The 15,216-nt window shown below is 44.7% G+C and carries 16 protein-coding genes and 1 tRNA gene; 12 read left to right on the top strand and 5 right to left on the bottom strand.

The genetic code is table 11. The features are described 5' to 3' along the window. Positions 1-179: 179 nt before the first annotated feature. Entirely contained in the window at positions 180-1,298 is a 1,119-nt protein-coding gene (gbdR, locus tag ACXAH2_RS02490; protein ID WP_475076399.1) for a choline metabolism transcriptional regulator GbdR, read from the top strand. 92 nt (positions 1,299-1,390) lie between these two features. On the opposite strand, the gene ACXAH2_RS02485 is transcribed toward gbdR, so the two are convergent. Beyond that, positions 1,391-2,767: an ArnT family glycosyltransferase gene (locus tag ACXAH2_RS02485; RefSeq protein ID WP_475076958.1), complete on the bottom strand. Its 1,377-nt coding sequence runs from the start codon at positions 2,765-2,767 to the stop codon at positions 1,391-1,393. Between the two features lie 50 nt (positions 2,768-2,817). Continuing rightward, a complete protein-coding gene (locus tag ACXAH2_RS02480; RefSeq protein ID WP_475076397.1) occupies positions 2,818-3,834 on the bottom strand; it encodes a glycosyltransferase family 2 protein in 1,017 nt (338 codons plus the stop codon). Between the two features lie 130 nt (positions 3,835-3,964). Here ACXAH2_RS02480 and ACXAH2_RS02475 point away from each other — a divergent pair, with 130 nt between their 5' ends. From ACXAH2_RS02475 to ACXAH2_RS02465, 3 genes are all read left to right on the top strand, one after another. Continuing rightward, positions 3,965-4,654: a response regulator transcription factor gene (locus ACXAH2_RS02475; RefSeq protein ID WP_475076395.1), complete on the top strand. Its 690-nt coding sequence runs from the start codon at positions 3,965-3,967 to the stop codon at positions 4,652-4,654. An 18-nt stretch (positions 4,655-4,672) separates the two neighbouring features. Continuing rightward, positions 4,673-5,929, top strand: a complete 1,257-nt coding sequence (locus ACXAH2_RS02470) for a sensor histidine kinase (RefSeq protein ID WP_475076393.1) — start codon at positions 4,673-4,675, stop codon at positions 5,927-5,929. A gap of 116 nt (positions 5,930-6,045) precedes the next feature. Next, positions 6,046-7,047: a pirin family protein gene (locus ACXAH2_RS02465; RefSeq protein ID WP_475076392.1), complete on the top strand. Its 1,002-nt coding sequence runs from the start codon at positions 6,046-6,048 to the stop codon at positions 7,045-7,047. Between the two features lie 8 nt (positions 7,048-7,055). On the opposite strand, the gene ACXAH2_RS02460 is transcribed toward ACXAH2_RS02465, so the two are convergent. Next, on the bottom strand, positions 7,056-7,457 hold the full coding sequence (locus tag ACXAH2_RS02460; RefSeq protein WP_475076390.1) for a GtrA family protein: 402 nt from the start codon (positions 7,455-7,457) through the stop codon (positions 7,056-7,058). A gap of 54 nt (positions 7,458-7,511) precedes the next feature. Between ACXAH2_RS02460 and ACXAH2_RS02455 the strand changes: the two genes are divergently transcribed. The 3 genes from ACXAH2_RS02455 (at position 7,512) to ACXAH2_RS02445 (ending at position 9,074) form a co-directional block, all read left to right on the top strand. Further along, positions 7,512-7,712 (top strand): 2-hydroxymuconate tautomerase family protein, encoded by a 201-nt coding sequence (locus ACXAH2_RS02455; RefSeq protein WP_475076388.1) that lies wholly within the window; start codon positions 7,512-7,514, stop codon positions 7,710-7,712. Between the two features lie 107 nt (positions 7,713-7,819). After that, positions 7,820-8,707 (top strand): EamA family transporter, encoded by an 888-nt coding sequence (locus tag ACXAH2_RS02450; RefSeq protein ID WP_475076387.1) that lies wholly within the window; start codon positions 7,820-7,822, stop codon positions 8,705-8,707. Between the two features lie 13 nt (positions 8,708-8,720). Beyond that, a complete protein-coding gene (locus ACXAH2_RS02445; RefSeq protein WP_475076385.1) occupies positions 8,721-9,074 on the top strand; it encodes a VOC family protein in 354 nt (117 codons plus the stop codon). A 14-nt stretch (positions 9,075-9,088) separates the two neighbouring features. Here the strand turns inward: ACXAH2_RS02445 and ACXAH2_RS02440 are convergent, their stop codons facing one another. Further along, complete coding sequence (locus ACXAH2_RS02440) at positions 9,089-9,268, bottom strand: DUF2986 domain-containing protein (protein WP_475076384.1); 180 nt, start codon at positions 9,266-9,268, stop codon at positions 9,089-9,091. Between the two features lie 79 nt (positions 9,269-9,347). After that, positions 9,348-9,432, bottom strand: a tRNA-Leu gene (locus ACXAH2_RS02435). Between the two features lie 172 nt (positions 9,433-9,604). Here ACXAH2_RS02435 and queA point away from each other — a divergent pair. The 5 genes from queA (at position 9,605) to secF (ending at position 15,083) form a co-directional block, all read left to right on the top strand. After that, the gene (gene queA / locus ACXAH2_RS02430) at positions 9,605-10,666 is read left to right on the top strand and encodes a tRNA preQ1(34) S-adenosylmethionine ribosyltransferase-isomerase QueA (RefSeq protein ID WP_475076957.1); all 1,062 of its coding nucleotides are present in this window, start codon (positions 9,605-9,607) and stop codon (positions 10,664-10,666) included. Between the two features lie 5 nt (positions 10,667-10,671). Beyond that, complete coding sequence (tgt, locus tag ACXAH2_RS02425; protein ID WP_475076382.1) at positions 10,672-11,817, top strand: tRNA guanosine(34) transglycosylase Tgt; 1,146 nt, start codon at positions 10,672-10,674, stop codon at positions 11,815-11,817. A 72-nt stretch (positions 11,818-11,889) separates the two neighbouring features. Continuing rightward, complete coding sequence (yajC, locus tag ACXAH2_RS02420; protein WP_475076381.1) at positions 11,890-12,216, top strand: preprotein translocase subunit YajC; 327 nt, start codon at positions 11,890-11,892, stop codon at positions 12,214-12,216. Between the two features lie 88 nt (positions 12,217-12,304). After that, positions 12,305-14,158 carry a protein translocase subunit SecD gene (gene secD, locus ACXAH2_RS02415; protein WP_475076379.1) on the top strand — a complete coding sequence of 618 codons (1,854 nt, stop codon included), beginning with the start codon at positions 12,305-12,307 and terminating at the stop codon, positions 14,156-14,158. 10 nt (positions 14,159-14,168) lie between these two features. Beyond that, on the top strand, positions 14,169-15,083 hold the full coding sequence (secF, locus tag ACXAH2_RS02410) for a protein translocase subunit SecF (RefSeq protein WP_475076378.1): 915 nt from the start codon (positions 14,169-14,171) through the stop codon (positions 15,081-15,083). The last annotated feature ends 133 nt before the right edge of the window (positions 15,084-15,216 follow it).

Below are 15,216 nucleotides of genomic sequence, written 5' to 3'. Positions count from 1 at the left end.
CATATAGAAAAAATGCACGTGGCGTTTTTATTGCTCGGAAGCTGTTTAGATTTCAAGACGTTAGTGTGTGTTGGTGTGTTTTCTTAATAAAAATAAAAGCGCTTCTTCAAACATGGTCTATATTTTGCTGTACATGGATTAAGTGTGGAGAAAGTGCAGATATAAACGAGGGCATTAATATGGTGATGGCAACAAATTCAGATTCGGTAGTCCCATTCGAAGTAAGAAAAACGACGAAAGTGGGTTTCCTGTTGCTGGATCATTTCACTATGATCGCTTTGGCTTCTTCGATTGAACCATTACGCATGGCCAATCAGTTGTCCGCTGAACCTTTGTATAGTTGGAGTTTGGTCTCGGAAGATGGGCAAGCTGTCACGGCCAGTGATGGTTTGAGCCTGACGCCAGATATGTCCATTCAAGACGTTGCCAATTTTGACATCATTATTGTCGCGGGTGGTGTTGATATTACACGAACCTATACCGCTAAGCAGGCTTCTTGGTTAGTGAAACAGGCGCGCAAGGGCGCTACTATCGGTGGTATTTGTACAGGGGCTTATCTATTGGCTTATGCTGGCTTATTAGATGGTTATCAGTGCAGTGTGCATTGGGAGTGTCTTACTGCTTTGCAAGAAACCTTTCCTAAAGTGAAGTGTAATAATCGATTGTTCTCTCTTGATCGTGATCGTATTACGTCATCTGGTGGTACGGCCGCTATGGATATGTTGTTGACTATGATTGCAAAACAACATGGACCGCGCTTGCCAAATGCGATTTCCGATATGTTTATCTGTGAGCGTATTCGCCATGAATCTGACCAGCAACGTATGCCAATGCGTCAGTTTAATACGGGTGGCGCAGGTGCAACTAAGTTGGTGGATGTGATTGAGCTGATGGAAAATAACTTGGAAGAGCCCATAGAGCTAGACGAATTAGCAAGTTTCGTCGATGTGTCTCGTCGCCAAATTGAGCGTATGTTCCATCGCCACTTAGATTGTTCGCCTTCCCGTTATTATCTCAAGCTAAGACTAGAAAGAGCACGTAAACTGTTAAAACAATCCAACATGTCTATTGTGGAAATTTCCATGGCGTGTGGCTTTATTTCGACCCCGCATTTTAGTCGTTGTTATCGTAAACACATAGGCTTGTCTCCTCGTGACGAACGTAAAATGGCGTGGAGTCATCAAGCAAAGGAAGATTTACCACAGCTTAACGGTGAATCAATGATTAAGATGGCCCATGCACAAGAGGCACTTAATCACTCTCATGCTGAACCGAGTTATGGTTCTGTGACCATGTGATGTTTGATTTTATTTTTAAAAACGCACTGATCAGTTTTCTGACAGTGCGTTTTTTTTTATCGGTATGACTGGATTAAATTCAGCAGCATCCGTTACTGAAAACAATAGAGTAAGACTTTTTTGCTTGACCGTGCTCTTTTGTCACATTGCCATCCCTTAAACAGGGTAGGGTCTTTAATGCCTTCTACAATGAAAAAAGGAGCAGTTTGTTTTGGTAACCAAGTCGTAATGTTGGTAGAAATTTGTTTAGCCTTACCTTTTGAGTAGTATTGACCAGAGAAAGGTCGTTTATGTAAGTAATATAAGTCACTCTTGCTGGCTTCGGGTTGTTGTTGCCATTGTTTTAGTAACGCTTTCTCTGATCTTACAGGCAGCCAATTAAAATGCAGAGCACTAACTAAAATGACCAAGAGCAAGGGTGTGATATAGCCTATTTTATAGTATCCGGTGGGTAGTTTTCTTTGCTGATGTAAGTGAACTAGTAGCAATGCCATGGCTGGTAACGCTGGCATCGTATAACTGGCTAAAATATTCCCCGAAAAGCTGAATAACAACATGGGTGCCAGCATCCACCACAGTAAGTAGCTGCCGAGTCCATTTTCACTGCTTTGTGCATCCTGATGGTCTTTCAGGTTGCGCAGCCATTGCCAAATGATTAATGGGCTCCAGGGCAGCATAGCAATTATTGCATACAACCAAATGGTGCCTCGGGTTCTTTCGTGGGCAGAGCCATACAAATCACCTTGCCAGCCACTGACGATAAAACGCTTAATGTGCTCGCCGACAATAAAGTAGTCCAAAAAGCCAGGAGTGCGGTACTCAGCGATCAGGTACCAAGGAGCAGCAATTAGAGCAAACAATAGGCTACCATATACCCAAGGCAAACGTGTCCAAAGGGATTGCCATCGATGGTTTGGAATTAACCATAAGGTCAAGGATATGCCTACTAAGACCACAGCCAGAGGGCCTTTGGATAGCATGCCTAACGCTAGGCCGACAAAGAATAAATATCCCCATAGCTTGCCTTTGTTATGCCAAGCTTGCCAAAAACTGACCATGGTCAAACAGACGGAAAAGGTCAATGCTGTATCTGTCATTACAGCGCCACTGAGAATAATAAAAGCGCTGGTTGAGGCCAATACGCTGGTGGCAAACCAGCCCATTTTTGAGCTCTGATAGAGACTAGTCGCAAAGCGGAAAACTAAGAATAAAATGCCTATGCCTACCAACAAGTGTGGCAAACGAGCTGCAAACTCATTGATTCCAAACAGACTGAAGCCAAGACTGCTTAGCCATGTAAACATGGGAGGTTTGCCCCAAAACGGCACTTGATAGTCAAACATAGGGGTAATCCAGTTTGCGGTTTCAAACATGATGCGAGCCATTTCTCCATAGCGAGCTTCGGTTGTGTCCATTAGAGGGTATAGCCCCAAAGAAAGCAGTCTTAGACCGATGCATAAGCCGATCATTATGATTACATTGCGCGTAAAGGTGACGCTGAGATCAGGTGTATTGGGTTTCATAATGTGTGAGTGTCCGTATTGGTGTTGCTAGGCTTTGCGATGGCTTCTTCCATCAGTACATAAAGCGGTCGTTGTTTGGATTCAATAAAGAGACGGCCGACGTATTCGCCCAACACGCCAATCGACAATAATTGAATGCCGCCAAGAAAAAGAATGATCAAGATAGTGGAAGGGTAGCCAACCACAGGTTCCCCCCAAATTAAGGTTTTGGTGAACACCACAAGCGCCATGAAAAAAGCCGCCAATGACGAAGAGAGTCCTGCCATGGTTGCCCAGCGTAGAGGCTTGGTACTAAAAGAAGTGATGCCTTCCAGGGCAAGATGAATCAATTTAGGATAATTCCATTTGGTGTGGCCTGCTAATCTTGGGTCACGGTCAAAGCTTAACACTTGACGGCGGAATCCTGGCCAAGCCAGCAAGCCTTTCATAAAGCGTGTGCGTTCAGGTAAGGTGTTGATGACCTTGACCACTTTTTCATCCATCAGACGAAAATCGCCAACGTTTTCGGTAATAGGGTGATCGCTGACATAAGACATGAAGCGATAAAAGCCGTGAGCGGTGAAGCGTTTTAGCCAGTTTTCCCCCTGTCTTTGGCGACGTTGCATTTCTACCACCTGAGCACCATTGCGCCATGCCTCGACCATTTGCGGAATGTATTCAGGGGGATCTTGAAGGTCTGCATCCAATAGAATGACACAACACCCTATGGCGACTTTTAAACCTGCGCTCATAGCGGCCTCTTTGCCGAAGTTGCGACTTAGTCTAAGGCTGCGTATGCAATGCAAAGGGTGACTGAATTGACTGACCATGTGCCAGCTTTCATCTTGACTGCCATCGTCAATGTAAATGATTTCACAGGCTTGTTGTAGCTCAGACAAGACTTTAGTGACTCTTTGATGGCATTCTTCCAGCACATCGCTTTCATTTAGAAAAGGAATGATGACACTGACCAAGGGTTTGGTTTTCGGATGAATGCAGGCTTGTGCGTAATGTTGAAAAGAAACGGCGCTCATAATGCTTTCCTGTCGTGGTAAACGAATGAGCCCATACTATTTGAGAGCGTGTCGCAAAAAGGTGATTCACTTTTTTTTCACCTTAATGTGTGACAATGTGAGCATGGAAAACATTTTATTTAGGTAACCTATGAAACTCTTGTTGGTGGAAGACCACAAAGACATTGCAGGCGTCATTTTTGATTATTTTGAGCTCAAGAGTTTTGATCTTGATTATGCAAATAATGGTCGACATGGCTATGATTTAGCGGTGGCGGAAGATTATGATGTCATTATTCTGGATGTGATGCTGCCAAAGATGGATGGACTGACGGTGTGTAAATCATTGCGAGAAGCTGGTGTGGATACTCCGGTTCTCATGTTAACGGCTCGGGACACCAAAGAAGACATTTTGGCAGGGTTTGATAGTTTGGCTGATGACTATTTGGTTAAACCTTTTGATCTAGAAATACTGGAATCGCGTATTCAAGCCTTGGTGCGTCGTCAACAGGGAAAATTGGCCAATCGTACCTTGTCGTTTGGGCAGTTAACTTTAGACACCAAAAACCGCATTTTACAGCGTGAAGGCAGTCGTTATGCCTTAAACCCGTCGCAGTTCACTATTTTAAAATTGTTGCTACAAAAAGCGCCTGATGTGGTCAGTAAAGACGAAATTTGTGATGCCTTGTGGGGGGATGAGGAGCCAGACAGTAAGGTATTGCGTAGTCATATTTATCAATTGCGCAGTCTGATGGATAAACCATTTCAGCATGATTATTTGCACACAGTGGCAAAGGTGGGTTACCGCTTAGTTGCTGAGCCCAGTTCGCTAATTACATAATGTATTTGATGATACGCCATGAAGCAGATTAAAACCGCCAAGCAGCTCACCTTTACGTATTTTTCTGTGGTGGCCTTTGCCATTATTGCGTTTCATTTTTCAATGTTTCAGTCCGTGATTGAAAACATTGAGCTCATATACGCAAAAAATCGTATGCTGAAAGATAAAGAAATCGCCTTGGCGCAATTGCAGGGAACCAATTTAACCCAAGTAGCAGTACCGCCCTTTTCAATGGCTTATGTCGGAAAAGAAAATCTGCCGTTGGGCATAGTGCTTGATCCTACTATGACAGATGACAAACCTTATGAACTGAGTGAAGCATCGGATACCGATTTAGAAGTCTTCTCCATGCGTTCGCAAGTGTTGATTAATGGTCAAGTAAAGACTTTATATATTATCCATTACGATGAAATTTATGAAATCAGTGAAACGCAGATGTTTCGTACTCAAAGTACGCAATTGTTCTTATCTTTGCTGCTTTTGGTAGTCAGTTTGTGGGTGGTAATGCGTATTGCTACACGCTTAACCAAACCTTTATCAGGGTTGTCAGAAGCATTGGCGAGCAGAAGTGCTAATGATGTGTCTGCTATCCCTTTGCCAAACGGTGCCGCTACTCGAGAAGTGCATCAGCTAGTGGCTTGTTTTAATGATTATCAGCAACAAATCCGTTCATTGATTGAGCGAGAAAGGGCGTTTAATCGATACGCCAGCCATGAGCTGAGAACCCCGCTTATGGTGCTAAAAGGAGCCATTACCCTGTTGGGTAAAACCGATTCGCCAGATTTCATGGAACGGCAAAAAATCAGAATGCGCCAAGCTTGTCAGGAAATGGAGGATTATATTTCCACGCTTCTGTCTTTGACTCGGGAAGAAGATTGGTCTGCTGTGGCCAAGCGAACCGTGACAAAAAGCGAGTTTGAAAGAATCTTGCAAGCTCACTCAGTCTATCTCACCAGTGATGAAGTACAGGTAGTGCTAGAGGTTGAGCAAGATTTATCAACACAAATGCCAGAAGCCATTTTGCACATTTTACTGGGTAATATCTTGAAAAATGCCATGGCTTCAACTGTGCAAGGGGAAGTGAGCATTCAGGTTAATGCTAACAGCCTAAGTGTAATCGATACCGGGTGTGGGTTATCTGGTAAGCCGGGTGGTGAAAGCTATGGTCTGGGGCTTATGATAGTGCGAGATATCTGCGCGAAATACGCTTGTGAATTTAGTTTGGAAGATAATCTTGATAAAGGTTGCACAGCACGTCTTAGTTTCCCGAACTGATATTGGTTAATCAAAATAGTCGATCTTTTAGATCCAATAACAGCATAAATTAATCGACTTTTTTGATGTTACGATATGGCTAATTTAAATTGGCAATATTTTTTAGGGGGTAAACCATGAGCAAGACCATTTTGAGAAAAATGCCGCTAGAAATGTTTTGGCCAACCTTTGATCCTTTTTTGTTTTGCGCTTTTCATCATGACGATTACCCAAGAGGCAATGGCGAAATGGGGCCAGATGCGCCTTTAAATAATCGTCCTATAGGGCAAGATTTTTCGGGCATAGATGGTTGGCGTATGTACCATGGTAGTAAGGTGCCAGGATTTCCTGCCCACCCCCATCGCGGTTTTGAGACGGTCACTATTGTCAATGAAGGCTTTGTTGATCATGCGGATTCCATGGGGGCTGCAGGTCGTTATGGAAATGGCGATACGCAATGGATGACGGCTGGTAAAGGCATTCAGCATTCAGAGATGTTTCCTTTACTGAATGAAGCCGATAGAAATCCAGCTGAATTGTTTCAAATATGGTTGAATTTACCAAGTAAGGATAAAATGGTGCCACCGCATTTCACCATGCTCTGGAATGAAGACACACCTGTATTAACCACGCCGGATGCAAATGGCAATGAAGTAAAGGTAAAAGTGATTGCAGGGGCAATAGAAGGTATTAAGCCACTGCCTTGTCCGCCAAACTCTTGGGCGGCGGATAGTAATAATCAGGTCGCTATTTGGTTGATTGATCTGGCGGAGCAGGCTGAATGGACTTTGCCGGCTACACAAACCGGACTAACTCGAACCTTGTACTTCTTTGAAGGAGAAGAGGCTCAGTTAGGTGACTCGACAGGGTCGGTGAATCAGGCGTTCTTATTAAAAAGTGATGCCGAATTGATGATCAAAAATCATGCTAAGCCAGCACGATTTTTACTTCTGCAAGGTCGTCCGATCAATGAACATGTTGAACAGCATGGCCCATTTGTAATGAACACTCGTGTAGAGTTGCAACAAGCGTTTCAGGATTATCAGCGGACGCAATTTGGTGGTTGGCCTTGGCCTCGTCACGATCAAGTGCATGATAAAAGCAAAGGACGTTTTGCAGAGCATGGCGAAGCGAATTAAATTTTGAACTAGCAGTGATGAAAAACCCAATATCGAGAGAGGGTATAGTTCACCATCATGCCGATCAGCACGCCGGGTACTAACGCAACATAGTGGCCAAAAGCTAGGTGTTGTATAACGTCAAGTTGACTTACAAGAAGATAGCAGGTCATATTTGGAACAAAGGCCACGATGGAGCCGCCAAGGAATTGTAACCATTCCGTTATGGCGGCTTTTTTCTGCTGTGGTGCGAAAGTAAAATGGCGATTCCACCACCAATTGCTGCTAGCAGCGATCCAAAAAGCCAAGCCTCGGGCGACGGCATAATCCAGCCAATGACTCAGCAAAGCAAAGCTACTGACGTCCACCAGAAAACCCATTCCGCCAACTAAGGCAAAGCGTAAAAAAGAGTGCTTTAATATCTGTTTCATGCTGCAATTTTAACGATATGCAGGTCAAAAAAAGATGAATTTAGGAGATAAGCTATGCCTTACGTGAACATCCGCATTACCAATGAAGGCGTTACTAATGAGCAAAAACAAGCACTGATCAAAGGGGCGACAGACTTATTGGTGGAGGTTCTTGGTAAAAATCCAGCAACCACTGTGGTGGTTATTGATGAGGTGGAGACGGACAATTGGGGGATTGCTGGCGAGCAGGTAGCAGAACTGCGTAAGCAAAAATAAGTATCATTCCTTTATGGAATGCAAAACATTAAATTAATTCCTTTTACAAATAACATAACAGGCCGCAAGCTACCGCACTCTTAAATCACTTATATTAGAACCCTTGTATGTGGATTGTTATCACCTTATTTGCGGCCGCCTGTCAGTCAGCTCGAACTGCTTATCAAAATACCCTTGCTCATGATGCGGGTTTTCTGCACGCCACTATGGCACGTTCTCTATACGGCCTACCTTTAGTGAGTCTGTATTTGCTGGTGGTTTGGTACCTATTTGGTGGCGTGCAATGGCCAGCAGAGACGACTTTTTGGTGGGCCGCTTCAAGTTGTGGCGTAGCGCAAATGCTGGCCACCTACTTTATGTTGCGTGCATTTCGATCAGGCAGTTTTGCCATGGGTATCTTGTTAGCCAAAACAGAAGCTGTGTTGGCGGCCTTAATTGGTCTGTCACTGCTGCATTACTCCTTAACCTTGTGGTCTTGGTTAGGTATTGTTTTGGGTGTAATGGGGGCAATTGTGATGACGGTTAAATGGCAGAACCTTCGTCGAGCGCATAAAGATACGTCGTTATTATTGGGTTTAGCCAGTGGTTTTTGTTTTGCTGTTACCTCCGTCACGGCTTCTATGGCCAGTCACGCTTTGTCCGGTTCCATTGTTACCAGTGCAGGAATAACCCTTTGCTATGTGTTGGCGTTGCAATCTTTGATTTTGGTAGGACTGAAAATGCTGTTAAGCAAAGATCTTTTGGTGCCATTTAGCCAGCACAAAGGCTTGAGTTGGAAGGTAGGAGTATTAAGCTCATTGGGTTCCATCGGTTGGTTTACCGCTTTTGCTTTGGTGAATCCCGCTTTAGTAAAAACCCTTGGACAAATCGAAATATTAGGCACCTTATATTATTCTAAGGTACGCTTCGCGGAAAAAATGTCGAAACAACAATGGCTCGGTGGCACTATGATTCTATTCAGTGTGATATTGGTTGTGGTGTCGACGGTGAAATAACAAAGGAAAAGGCATGCAAATGACAAAAATAAATTATGTAGAATTACCCGCTCGAGATTTAGAGTTAAATAAAGCGTTTTTTCGTCAGGCCTTTGGTTGGGATTTTGTCGATTATGGTCCCGAATATACAGCGTTTAAAGACGCAGGTTTAGACGGCGGTTTTTTTAAGGCAGACTTTTGTTCGCGTCCACAACAAGGTGCGGCTTTGGTGGTGTTATACAACGAAGACTTAGAAGCCGTTGTTGATCAGGTGGTGGCCGCTGGTGGCACGATAGAGCAGGTGATTTTTGAATTTCCCGGTGGTCGTCGCTTTCATTTCTTAGACCCTTGTGGCAACGAATGGGCGGTTTGGGGGCCTTTAAAATAAGCGTCCTGAGGTGTTTATTCTGCTGGCGTTGCGGTTGATACCGTCTCAGACGTGGCCGTTTGATTGGCTTGCTCTTCTAATTTGGCGCGTTCTGCTTTAGAAACGTACTTTGGCTTATTCTTTGGATTGGCTTTTAGGTTGGCTTGTTTTGCTTTCTTAGTCAGAATGCTTTTGATTTTCTTGCGGCGGTTCATGTCATCACCTGATGAGTGAGTAAAAGTTATCAAGTATAAACGAAAAAAGCCCTGATCAGTCGATCAGGGCTTTTCATGTTGGTACCAGTAGGCGGACTCGAACCGCCACGCCTTTCGGCAACGGATTTTGAATCCGTCGTGTCTACCAATTCCACCACACTGGCCTTGAAAAAGGTGAGGCGTATTTTAGGGAGATTTGAGAGGATGTCAACGACTGTTTGCATTATTTTTTATCTTTTACTGTCTCCCATTAATAAAAAAGAAATGAGGAAGTACCTTTTTGCCGTGATTTTCGCTAGAATGCCGGGTCGTTTTTTTCAAGGTAGCTTTCTGCTCATGCTGGTTTCTGATTATCACTTTGATTTACCCGATTCTTTGATTGCCAACTATCCCACCGAGGATAGAACCGCGAGTCGTTTGTTGCATCTAGACGGTCCAAGCGGTGAACTGGCTCATCGCCAATTTTCAGATCTTTTGGATTTGGTGGAGGCGGGTGATTTAATGGTGTTCAACAATACCCGAGTGATTCCTGCTCGTGTGTTTGGTCAAAAAGCGTCAGGTGGCAAACTTGAAATACTGATAGAACGAGTGATTAATTCCAGCGAAGCATTGGCTCATGTGCGTGCCAGTAAGTCTCCCAAAGAAGGCAGTAAGATCTTCTTAGGTCAGGATAAAAATGAGCATATTGAAGTCACTATGCTTGGTCGCAGCGGTGCTTTGTTTCATTTATCCTTTGCTGAGCCTGTATTGGATGTCCTGTCACGTGTCGGTCATATGCCATTGCCGCCTTACATTGAGCGTCCGGATGAAGACAGTGATCAGGAACGCTATCAAACGGTTTACAGTGAAAAGCCTGGTGCCGTCGCTGCACCTACAGCAGGTTTGCACTTTGATGATGATTTGTTAGGCGAGCTAAAGCGCAAGGGAGTAGAGATTGCTTTTGTGACCTTGCATGTTGGCGCAGGCACTTTTCAGCCGATGAAAGTGGATAAGGTGGAAGATCACATTATGCACGCTGAGTATGTGGAAGTGGATGAGCAGGTTGTTGAGCAAGTAAAGGCGACTAAAGCTCGAGGCGGTCGAGTGATTGCTGTCGGCACCACCAGTGTGCGCAGTTTAGAATCGGCCAGTCAGTCTGGGACAATCGCCCCGATGCAAGACGATACCAGTATTTTTATTTATCCGGGTTATGAATTTAAGACGGTGGATGCCTTGGTGACCAATTTCCATTTACCGGAATCTACTTTGATTATGCTAATCAGTGCTTTTGCTGGTTATCAAGAGGTGATGAAGGCTTATCGCGTGGCCGTTGAGCAGAAGTACCGCTTTTTTAGTTATGGCGATGCCATGTTTATAACGCGAAATGCGCAGGCCAAAGGCCCGCAAAGTGAGGATTAAGACGTATGTCTGATAAACGTCCAGAATGTTTTATGGATTTTGAACTGCACACCAGTTCGGGTAAAGCGCGTCGCGCGACCTTGACTTTCCCGCGCGGTAAAGTCGAAACCCCTGCATTTATGCCTGTCGGTACCTACGGCACAGTAAAAGGCATGTTGACCAGAGATATTGAAGAAATAGGGGCCGATATTATTTTGGGCAACACCTTTCATCTTTGGTTGCGTCCAGGCACGGAAGTGATTAAAGCCCATGGTGATTTGCATGATTTTACTCAATGGAAGAAGCCGATTCTGACTGATTCCGGTGGCTTTCAAGTGTTCTCTCTGGGAGAAATGCGCAAGATTACCGAAGAAGGGGTGAGTTTTCGTTCGCCGATTAATGGTTCAAAAGTGTTTTTGAGTCCGGAAATATCGATGCAAGTGCAGCGTGATTTGGGCTCAGACATTGTCATGATTTTTGATGAGTGTACGCCGTATCCTGCTACGCCAGAGGTGGCTGCTAAGTCCATGAGAATGAGCTTACGCTGGGCGAAGCGTTCTAAAGACGAGCACGGCGACAGTCCATCGGCTTTGTTTGGTATTATTCAGGGCAGCATGTATGAAAACTTGCGTGACGAGTCATTAGAAGGTTTGGTGGATATTGGCTTTGATGGTTATGCCATCGGTGGTTTGTCTGTAGGTGAACCGAAAGAAGAAATGATCAAGGTATTAGATTACATCACACCAAAAATGCCTGATAACAAACCGCGTTACTTGATGGGGGTTGGTAAGCCTGAAGACTTAGTGGAAGGGGTGCGTCGCGGTGTGGATATGTTCGACTGCGTAATGCCGACTCGTAATGCCCGCAATGGTCATTTGTTCACATCGGAAGGTGTAGTACGCATTCGTAACGCAAAATACCGTCATGATGTGGAGCCGTTAGACAAAGAATGTGATTGCTACACTTGTAAAAACTTTTCTCGGGCTTATTTACATCACTTAGACAAATGTCAGGAAATGGTGGGAGCACAATTAAATACCATTCATAACCTGCGTTACTACCAAACTCTTATGGCGGGATTGCGTCTAGCGCTCGATGAAGGTAGATTTGACGCCTTTGTTGATGAGTTTTATGCAAAGCGCGGCTTAGAAACACCGCCTTTGAGTGAATAATAAACAAAATAAGACAATTTTCTCTTGTTAGGGAATTGTAAGAGTTTCATAAACCATTGGAGAGCTAAAACCATGATCGCATTGATCTCACCAGCATACGCTGAAGGTGGCGCACCAGCAGATGCAGGTATGTTTAACCTGATTCTACTTGCTGGCTTTGTTGTTATTTTCTACTTCTTAATGTGGCGTCCACAAGCAAAGCGTGCCAAAGAGCATAAAAACTTGATTGCTTCTTTGGAAAAAGGGACTGAAGTCGTGACAGGCGGTGGTGTCTTGGGTAAGGTAACAAAAGTCGACGACACTTATGTCGCTCTTGAAGTGTCTGAAGGCGTTGAGATGAAATTCCAGAAGTCTTCTGTTGCGGCAGTGTTGCCGAAGGGAACATTAAAGTCGATTTAATGCTTCTGAGAAAAGCGCCTAAAGGCTTAGCCAAAGGCGCTTTTTCTTTTGTCGATCCACTTAATTTTTAAGGTATAAAGGATTTTTCATGCTTAACAAGTACCCCTTGTGGAAGTATTTGCTAATTCTTCTTGTTTTGGCTTTGGGGCTACTCTATGCCTTCCCAAACCTTTATCCAGATGATCCAGCGTTACAACTCTCTACTCAAAAAGCCACTGCTGTAGTGGATGAGCGAACTTTGCAGACCGCTGAAGCGGCGCTCGAAAAAGCAAATATTGAATTGAAATCAGCAGAGTTAACGTCTGCTGGTGGTACCTTGCGCTTCAATAGCGGTGAGGACCAATTGGCGGCGAAACCAGTTGTTGCTGCTGCGCTTGGTGAAGATTATGTCAGTGCTTTGAATTTGGTGCCGACCACACCTGAATGGCTTGCTTCCCTTGGTGCAGGCCCTGCTAAGTTAGGTTTGGATTTACGTGGTGGTGTCCATTTCCTACTCGAAGTTGATACACCAGCGGCGCTCAAGCAGCGTTTAGAAGTCAGCAGTAGTGAGATGAAAGCCGCACTGCGTAAAGACCGTATTCGTTACCGTAGTGTGGCCATTGCAGATGGCGTAATGTCTATTCGTTTCCTGAAAGAAAGCGATCTTGAGTTAGCGGAAAATCGCCTCAAAGATGAGTTTGCTGATTACCGCTACAACACGCGTCAAGAGGACAGTGATTACTTCTTAGATGTGAGCTTTACCGAAGCGGAAACGCAACAAATTGAAGCTTATGCGTTAGAGCAAAACTTAACGACTTTGCGTAATCGTGTTAACGAGTTAGGTGTGGCGGAACCTTTGGTACAGCGTCAAGGTAGCAACCGTATCGTGGTGGAACTGCCTGGTGTGCAAGATACCGCAGCAGCAAAACGTATTATCGGTGCCACAGCAAACTTGGAGTTCCATTTGGAAGCCGGTTTGGATGATCAAGGCGCCGATGTGGAAACCTTATCTTTCCGTGATGGTAGTGGTCGTACAGCGCGTCTTGAGCGCGACATTATCATCACAGGTGACAGTGTGGCCGATGCCAGCTCATCTTTTGATGAAAATGGTCAACCACAGGTAAACATCAGTCTGGACTCCAAAGGCGGTAAGCAGATGACGAAAGTCACGCGTTCCGCAGTAGGTCGAAACATGGCGGTGGTGTTTATTGAGCACAAATCTCGCAGTCGTTTTGTGGAAAAAGACGGTAAGCTGGAAGAAGTGCGTCGTAGTTACAGTGAAAAGGGGATTATTTCCCTTGCAACCATTCAGACGACCTTGGGCAACTCTTTCCGTATTACAGGGTTGGACAGCCCTCGAGAGTCTTCCGAATTAGCGTTATTGCTTCGCGCCGGTGCTTTGGCTGCGCCAATTTACTTTGTTGAAGAGCGTACTATCGGGCCAAGTCTTGGCGCTGAAAATATTCAGCTAGGTGTGACGTCAGCGCAGATTGGTTTGTTGGTCGTCATGTTATTCATGCTGGTTTACTACAAGGTATTTGGTATTTTTGCCAACATTTCTTTGGCGCTTAACATTATTCTACTGATGGCTTGTATGTCTATCTTGTCAGCCACATTAACCTTGCCAGGTATTGCCGGGATTGTGTTGACCATGGGGATGGCGGTGGACGCAAACGTGTTGATCTTCTCTCGGATAAAAGAGGAACTGGCCAATGGCGTGCCCAGTCAGCAAGCCATTCATTCCGGATTCAACCGAGCTTTTACGACCATTTTTGATGCTAATATCACCACCTTACTTGTTGCGGTTATTTTATTTGCTGTGGGTACAGGGCCGGTGAAAGGGTTTGCTGTTACCTTATCGTTAGGTATTTTGACCTCCATGTTTACGGCTATTTTGGTAACCCGTGCGCAGGTTAACCTAGTGTATGGCGGCGGTCGTAAAAACAAGAAGCTTTATATTTAAGGAGTGAGCCATGAAAGTGACCAATATTCCATTTATGGCGATGCGTAAGATAGTTGCGTGTTTTTCGATCGCCTTAATCCTTGTTTCTTTAGCTTCGCTGGCCGTTAAAGGTTTGCAGTTTGGCCTGGATTTTACCGGTGGTACCTTGATTGAGGTGGCGTATGAAACCGCGCCTCAATTGGATGATGTGCGTCAGTTGTTAAGTGACAACGGCTACGATGATGTTGTGGTACAGAATTTTGGCTCACCAACCGATGTGGTAGTACGCATGGCAAATGCCTATACCCCAACCTTAGGTGATGAGGTATTAGCCAGTTTGCAAAACAATGGCGAACAATCTGTGACCTTGCAGCGTTCTGAATTTGTTGGTGCGCAAGTGGGTGAAGAGCTGCGGGAGCAGGGTGGATTGGGGATGTTGTTAGCATTGCTCATTGTTATGTTGTACGTAGCGGTGCGCTTCCAGTTCAAGTTCTCTGTGGCCTCTGTTGCTGCCTTGGCGCACGATGTCATTATCACCTTAGGTTTCTTCTCTGTGTTTGAAGTGGAGTTTGATCTGACGGTGCTGGCAGCATTATTGGCGGTAGTGGGTTACTCACTGAACGACACTATTGTAGTGTGTGACCGTATCCGTGAAAATTTCCGTATCATGCGCGATATCAAGCCATACGATTTGATTAACGAATCCATTAATCAAACACTTGGACGTACCTTGATTACTTCGATGACGACCTTGTTTGTGTTGGTGGTCTTGTTCTTGTTTGGTGGAGAAGCCATTCACAACTTCTCAATGGCCTTACTGGTTGGTATTGTGATCGGTACTTACTCTTCTATCTTTGTTGCGGCTAACTTGTTGTTGGCGATGAATGTCAATCGTGAAGATTTGGTGCCAACGCCAAAAGAGGAATTGGAGGACGAGCTACCATAATATCGGTGGAATTTTGTCTTATTGGATCGAGAAAGCCTGCAATTTGAACTGACCCCATAAAGTTGGACTCTGTTCTAAGCGGCTTTCAAGGCCTGATTCCGATACTCTATCGGACTCAGGCCTTTTAGTTTCT

It is taken from the genome of Marinomonas sp. ABL3_031 (genome assembly GCF_056161265.1).
This window is presented reverse-complemented; position numbering and strand designations above follow the sequence as displayed.